This is a genomic window from Nocardia sp. 2TAF39, from assembly GCF_052114905.1.
Classification (GTDB): domain Bacteria; phylum Actinomycetota; class Actinomycetes; order Mycobacteriales; family Mycobacteriaceae; genus Nocardia.
Genome location: NZ_JBFRFQ010000108.1, coordinates 1 through 6,296 on the forward strand (window position 1 = coordinate 1; position 6,296 = coordinate 6,296).

The window sequence follows — 6,296 nt, forward strand, 5'->3', positions numbered from 1 at the left end:
ACTGGGTCAGCTGGTACAACGAGTCCCGCCTGATGCACCGACTCGGCCGCAAACCACCGGTCGAGTACGAAGCCGACTACTATGCACTTCACGCCGAGCAACCGGCTGGAGACAGATAACCGGGTGTGCACCGAACCCGGGGGGATTCAATGATCACCTTAGCGCCACCACCGCCTAGGGCAGGCTGAGCGACCGTGCTGCACGGGACAGACAATGGATGACCTGTCCAAGCGCGGCGCCCAGCCAGATAACTTTCGTGGGTCAGCCCAGCGGGGCCAGCCACGGAACCGCGTTGTCCTTGAAGCTTTGCCGCTCAGGGATGAGGCCGCTGTGATCGTCGAGGCTGACCAGCGTGACCCCGACCAAGCCGGCCTCATCACCTTTGGATGCCACGCTCGATCCGCAGACTGGGCAGAACCCGCGGCATATCTGCGGGAACGTCTCGAACCAGGTCGGTTCCCCGCCCGGGCCGGTCCACTCGAATCCTTCCTCGGGAAAAGATACCCATGACATGACCGGGGCACCCGAAAGCCGCTGGCAGTGCTCACACGAGCACAGGTGCGGGAAATCGGGGGCTCCAGCCGCGGAGAACCGGATATTGCCACAGAGACAGCCGCCGTTCACTTGACTCCTCGTCGTTACGCACAAGGCGTGAATGAGTAGGGTTGCTCGTGCTCGTATGCGTGAACCACGACGCTGCCCTCAACCTCGAACAGCCTCCGCGCGGAGCAGGCACCAACGCACTCTGCCACGCTGTCGTTCGCCACCGTGGAGGGACCGCGAGGTTGCCAGTCGTGGAACCGCCGATGGCCGTACAGAAGTGGAACAGGTTGTCGCGCTGCTGATTGGCGGATCCCGCGCTCCGGAACGCCCGCCCTGCGGCAAAGTAGTGCGTTTGCTGGCGACGTTGATCTTCGAGACACTGCCGCGGCTGGTTCGAACCGCGCGGGCTGCGACAGCACAGGGCGCGCTAGCGGTACGAACGGCTCACGATACCGTCGGGGCGGACCAGCACCCGTACGGCCAGTCATCCACGAGGTGCACCGGAATGTCGGCCTCCACGTCGGGATCGGCCGTGAGTACGCACCACTGCGATCCGACGAGATCTAGCGTGGACACCCCGTCGGCCACCCACATGTGCGGCAGGCGGGATCCCGGCGATCCGTCGAGGTCGAGGGCGACGTCCTCGGTGGAGGGGAGGTCCGCGCCGCCGTACCGGTAGCCCATGTGCACCACCGGCGCGTTGATCGCCCCCGCTGCCTTGCGCGCCTCTGCCATGTCCTTTCCCCAGTGCAGGGACGGATCGTTGAACCGCAGGCGCGCCTGCTCCATCGTCATGAGGGCCACCGGATGGCGTTCCGCGTGATATGTCTCCAGCAGCTCGGGTCCGGTCTCACCGCGCAGTACATGCGCGAGCTTCCACGCCAGATTGTGCGCGTCGGCGATGCCGGCGTTCAACCCGAACGCGCCCAGTGGGGGGATCGCGTGCGCCGCGTCGCCCACCAGGAAGACCCGCCCGACGGAGAGTCGATCGGCCACCTGGCCGCGCCCCCGGAACCTGAGCACACTGCGGATCTCCACCTCGATCGACGGGTCGCCGAGCGCGGTGCGGATGAGGTCGGTAGTCGGCTCCGTGTCGAGACGGGTGAGGAACACCCACTCGCGTTCGCCGTCGATGGTCACCAGCAGGCCGGTCGCGTCCGGATGCTCGATATTGCACATTGCGAACGGCTCGCGCGGACGCAGATCAGCACCGAACAGAACACTCGTCGTCTCCTGACCGATCACACCGGGACCGGTGAGGCCGATGCCGAGGACCTCCCGGACCCGGCTGCGCACACCGTCGGCCGCCACCAGATAGCGCGCCCGAACGACACGCCCGTCGGACAGGGTCGCCGTGACGCCGCCGGAGTCCTGCTCGAACGAGTCGAGCGCCACGCCGAACTCCACGTCGCCGGCCTTGGTGATCAGCACGCGGTCGAGCCGGTTCTGTGCGCAGGTGCCGCGGATCCGGGCCGGTGTGTAGGTGAGCTCGGCCGCGGTTTTTGTCTTCCACTCCGCGCTTTCGGTGAAGTCGGCCTCTGAAGCGTGCGCCCTCTGATCTTCCCCGCCCGCAAGTCGACCGCAGCCTCGTTGACCGCGTGATCCAGGCCGACCTCGCGCAGGATCTCCACCGACCGCGACCCGATGCCGGTGGCCCTGGGGTGGGGCGACAGCTCCGGCTTCTCCTCGACGACGAAGGGTTTCACGCCGTGGTGGCGCAACAGCACCGCGAGCATCAGCCCGACGGATCCGCCGCCGGCGATCAAAACATCAGTGGATACAGTGTTCCCGTTCATGGGCACACTGTATCCACTTCTGTAGACTACTGTCCATGTCGCTTATCTGGGAGCGTGAGCCGTACCGGTCGAAAAGGCAGGCCCTGAGCGTGGAGCGCATCGTGGACGCCGCCCTCGCCATCGCCGACGCCGAGGGGCTCGACGCGCTGTCGATGCGCCGCGTTGCCGCCGAGCTGTCGACCGGCACGACCTCGCTCTACCGCTACGTGGACAGCCGCGACGACCTGCTCGACCTCATGGCCGATGCGGTACAGGACGACCACGTGCCGCTGACGGGAGACTGGCGCGCCGACCTCGAGGCGTACGCCCACCGCGAGCGCGAGCTGTGGCTGCGGCACACCTGGCTCGCCCCGTTGCTGGCCACCCGGCCATCGCTCGGTCCCAACTGGCTGCGCGGCCTGGAGCACGCCCTCACCGCGGCAGCCCCGCTGACCTCGGACATCGCCGACGCGGGCTCGGCCGTCGGGCTGATCAGGGACTACGTGCGCGGCGCGGTCATGCGGGAGCTCGCCGAGAAAGAGACCCAGCGGCGCACCGGTCAGACCGAGGACCAGTGGCGCGCCGCCGTCGCCCCGTACATGCGCAAGGTAATCGAGAGCGGCGAATATCCCCGGGTTTCGCGCATGACCAAATCCGCCGACCTGAGCCCGGCCGAACAGTTCTCGTACGGGTTGCGCCGCATCCTCACCGGGATCGCGGACTCTCAGCAGACGGCAAAGTGATCACGAATACACCGAGGCCGATCCCGCCCGAACGGGGAACCATCTACGCGACACACTGCATTCGGCAAATGCGGACGTCGTGCACGCGCGGGTCGCGGCAATACCGTGCGTTGCCGCGAACGCCCCGTGGCAATAGCGGATGTTAACTTCTGCAACGATTCTCGGGTCACCGTGGTCGGTTGCGATTTCTGCGGGCGCTTCGTCCTCGACGGACGCCCCGGTAATACGACCTTCTGGAAGCCGCCGATCTTCTGCTCGAGCAGTTCGGCCAGCCGCAGCGGGGTGCGGTCCTCGAACATCGGACCGATGAGCTGCACTCCCACCGGCAGACCCTCGGGGGAGCGGCCAGTAGGTATCGCGGTGGCGGGCAGGCCGGGCATGTCGTCCGCGCTCAGGGCGGCGGCGTGGGTCTGCAGCTGTTCGTACACGTCGACGGAAATACCTGCGGCGGCGTTCGACAGCATCAGCAGCATGTAGAGCGTCGCCGCTTCGGTCGGATCGGGCAGCAGCGGACTGCGCCGTCCGACGCGGGCGCCCTCGTCGACGAGCGCCTCGGCGACCCGGTTCACGCCCGCCCGCACCGCCGATCCGGTCGGAATGAGCGGATGGTCCTCGATGATCAGGACGCGGAAGTCCGACAGCCGCTCGTGGCGCGCGGGCGGCAGTACGACGTCGTAGGCGACGCCGTGGGTCAGCGGGTCCGGTTCGGCCATCACGTCGAGCAGGAGCGTGAGGTCGCGGGCGGTGCGCGCCATCGGACCGACAACAGCAAGGTTGAGATCGATCGGCAGTGCCGGCGCGGGCGGCGCGACCATACCGCGGGCCGCCACCAGCCCGAGTGTCGGCTTGTGCGCGTAGACACCGCAGAAATGCGCGGGGGTGCGCAGCGAACCGGCGAGGTCGGAGCCGATGGACAGCGCGCCGAATCCCGACGCCAGGGCCGCCGCCGATCCGCCGGAGGATCCACCCGACGTGCGGCCGTGATCCCACGGATTGTTGGTGGTGCCGTAGATCTCGTTGAAGCTCTGGATATCTCGCAGCATCAACGGCACATTGGTCTTACCGAGCAGCACCGCGCCGGCCGCCTTCAGCCGCGACACCTGTACCGCGTCCTCGGACGGCACATAGTCCCGCTGCGCTGGCATGCCCCAGGTCGTGGGTAGCCCGGCGATGTTGTAGGACTCTTTGACCGTCACCGGAATGCCGAGCAGCGGCCGGTCCTCGCCGCGGGCGCGCGCCTGGTCGGCATCGCGTGCGGCGGCCCGCGCACGGTCGAAGTCCGGCACACAGATCGCGTTGATCACCTTGTCGTCCCGCTCGATACGGGCGATCGCCTCGTCGGTCAGTTCCACCGAGGTCACCGCACCGACACGCAAAGCAGCCGCGAGCTCTTCGGCCGACCGAAAATTCCACTCCATGAATCCGACGCTATTGGCCCGCCGCAGAAGACATAAAATGCTGCTTCGCACAACGGTCGAGGTAGTTGCGGCCGGCGTCGGAGGGCCCGTAACTCCAGGTGAGTACTTCCGGACCGGAGCATTCACGGATGAACGTCCAGCCGCGGATCCGCAGCATGATGCCCAACCCGGCGAACACCCGCATGTCCGCCGCGGACACCGGGTGTCCGCATTCTGTGCCCAATGCCTGCATGACCGAGGCAGGTGGGTATCGGCGATGCCAGATCTCGGCTTGCATTGCTGTGACCGGCTCGACCAGGCGACACCGAGTCCTGTCCGGCGGGCAAGGGGAGTTAGCTGAGGCCGGTGATTTCTCGGGCGATCGCCGCGAGTCGGGTTTGAGCGGCCGAGACGACACCCTGGCGGTTTTGTTCGCTTCTTCGTAGGCGAGGATCGCTCGGATGTCGGTGGGTTCGGTCAGTTCCTTGACCGCGGCGACGGCTTGGGTGACGTTCAGCTCGTCATAGTCATCGATGGGTAGCTCGCCGGGTTCGAGAACGCCGGTGGTGGCGCGGATGGAATGCACAGCGTCAGCGGCGGTGTCCGCGCCTTCGCGTCGGGTGACCTGCTCGGCGGTGGCGAGGGCGGCGTCGCGGGAGGCGGTGAGGGTTTTGACGGCGACGTCGCCCGCGTGCGCGCCTTGGGCGAGCAGCTCGCCGAGCGCGGGTCTGGTGGCGCGGACGGTGTCCAGCGCCCGGTCGAGGCCGCGTGCGGACCACGTGACTGGGATGTTGACCAGCTTCACCGCGGTCCCGGTGGCCGCCTGCAAGGGGGTGCGGCGCAGTGCGGCCGGCCCGCCGAGCGCGTCCTCGGCCAGGACGGTGGTCAGCCAGTCCACGGTCGCCGAGTGTGCGGTGATCAACCGCTCCGCCAACGCCACGACGTCGGGGTATCCGGCGGTGGTTGCGAGAGCCTTGATGTAGCGGGCGCGGTCGAGGAGCTGATGTTCGAGAGCGAGGTCGCCGAGCAGGGCTTCGTCGAACGGCTGAGCCTGTTCGACCATCGCCTTGACTGTGGCGGCGGCACGCCCGACAAGGGGACCGACCAGCTTCGGGAGCCCGCCGAGTTCGCGGATGGCAGCCTCGATGGCCTCGGCGCGGACGCGGGCGTTGTCGGCGTTCGCGGACAACTCGCGGCGCACCGCCTCGGTCCGAGCCTGCACGATCCGGGTTTCGGCGATCTGGATTTCGGTGTTGGTCAGCTCGAGGACAGCGCGCAACTGCGCCAGCAAGGTTGTTGTATCGGCTGTACTCATGCGGATCTCGTCCCTCCGGCGTTTGACGGCATCGGGTCGGCGCAAGGGTGTGCACCGCTACCGTGACTACCCGCAATACCGTCCGGTAACCCGCTCCCATGCGAGACAGCCCGACTGGTATGCGTCGGTCGACAGGGCCGGGTCAGAAGATCGATACCATGATCGCGATCGCCGCTGCGAGAAAGACGACGACCAGCACCGCTGTGATGATCACTGCCGCGACCCCGGTAACAGGGAAGTGGTGTCTGGTGCCGGGCTCCGGCGCAGACAGCCCGGACGTTTGTGCGGTATCCGGAGGCGTAGCACCCGGCTGCACGCCGCCGCCCGCCTCCAAATCGGGAGTTTTCGCGGGATCGGGATCCATCGCACTCATTAGCCTGGATCCACCGACGTAATCTGCGGGTAGAGGTGTGTTGAAATAGCGAAAGTGTCCTCTGAACTGGGATGATTAATGTTCTCACGCAGCAATCAAGACCAGGACGGGCAGACACTTTCAGTGCGATTGTTCCACACGTTCGCCGAG

Annotated in this window: 7 protein-coding genes and 1 pseudogene; 1 reads left to right on the forward strand and 7 read right to left on the reverse strand. The window is 67.0% G+C overall.

Annotated features, from left to right (window positions below):
• Positions 1-261: 261 nt before the first annotated feature.
• The 3 genes from AB4Z47_RS30390 to AB4Z47_RS30400 all read right to left on the reverse strand — a co-directional run bounded on the left by AB4Z47_RS30390 (position 262) and on the right by AB4Z47_RS30400 (position 2,339).
• On the reverse strand, positions 262-624 hold the full coding sequence (locus tag AB4Z47_RS30390; protein WP_441956110.1) for a GFA family protein: 363 nt from the start codon (positions 622-624) through the stop codon (positions 262-264).
• A gap of 363 nt (positions 625-987) precedes the next feature.
• A complete protein-coding gene (locus AB4Z47_RS30395; protein WP_441956121.1) occupies positions 988-2,010 on the reverse strand; it encodes an FAD-dependent monooxygenase in 1,023 nt (340 codons plus the stop codon).
• Positions 1,968-2,339, reverse strand: coding sequence for an FAD-dependent oxidoreductase (locus tag AB4Z47_RS30400; RefSeq protein WP_441956112.1), 372 nt, complete (start codon positions 2,337-2,339; stop codon positions 1,968-1,970). The genes AB4Z47_RS30395 and AB4Z47_RS30400 overlap by 43 nt, the downstream gene beginning before the upstream one ends.
• 35 nt (positions 2,340-2,374) lie before the next feature.
• Between AB4Z47_RS30400 and AB4Z47_RS30405 the strand changes: the two genes are divergently transcribed.
• A complete protein-coding gene (locus AB4Z47_RS30405) occupies positions 2,375-3,061 on the forward strand; it encodes a TetR/AcrR family transcriptional regulator (protein WP_441956114.1) in 687 nt (228 codons plus the stop codon).
• Here AB4Z47_RS30405 and AB4Z47_RS30410 read toward each other — a convergent pair.
• From AB4Z47_RS30410 to AB4Z47_RS30425, 4 genes and pseudogenes are all read right to left on the reverse strand, one after another.
• Complete coding sequence (locus tag AB4Z47_RS30410; RefSeq protein ID WP_441956116.1) at positions 3,043-4,479, reverse strand: amidase; 1,437 nt, start codon at positions 4,477-4,479, stop codon at positions 3,043-3,045. The genes AB4Z47_RS30405 and AB4Z47_RS30410 overlap by 19 nt on opposite strands.
• 10 nt (positions 4,480-4,489) lie before the next feature.
• Positions 4,490-4,678: a hypothetical protein gene (locus AB4Z47_RS30415; RefSeq protein WP_441956118.1), complete on the reverse strand. Its 189-nt coding sequence runs from the start codon at positions 4,676-4,678 to the stop codon at positions 4,490-4,492.
• A 133-nt stretch (positions 4,679-4,811) separates the two neighbouring features.
• Positions 4,812-5,773, reverse strand: a pseudogene (locus AB4Z47_RS30420) (ferritin-like domain-containing protein).
• 142 nt (positions 5,774-5,915) lie between these two features.
• Positions 5,916-6,146: a DUF6480 family protein gene (locus AB4Z47_RS30425; RefSeq protein WP_441956119.1), complete on the reverse strand. Its 231-nt coding sequence runs from the start codon at positions 6,144-6,146 to the stop codon at positions 5,916-5,918.
• Between the last annotated feature and the right edge of the window lie 150 nt (positions 6,147-6,296).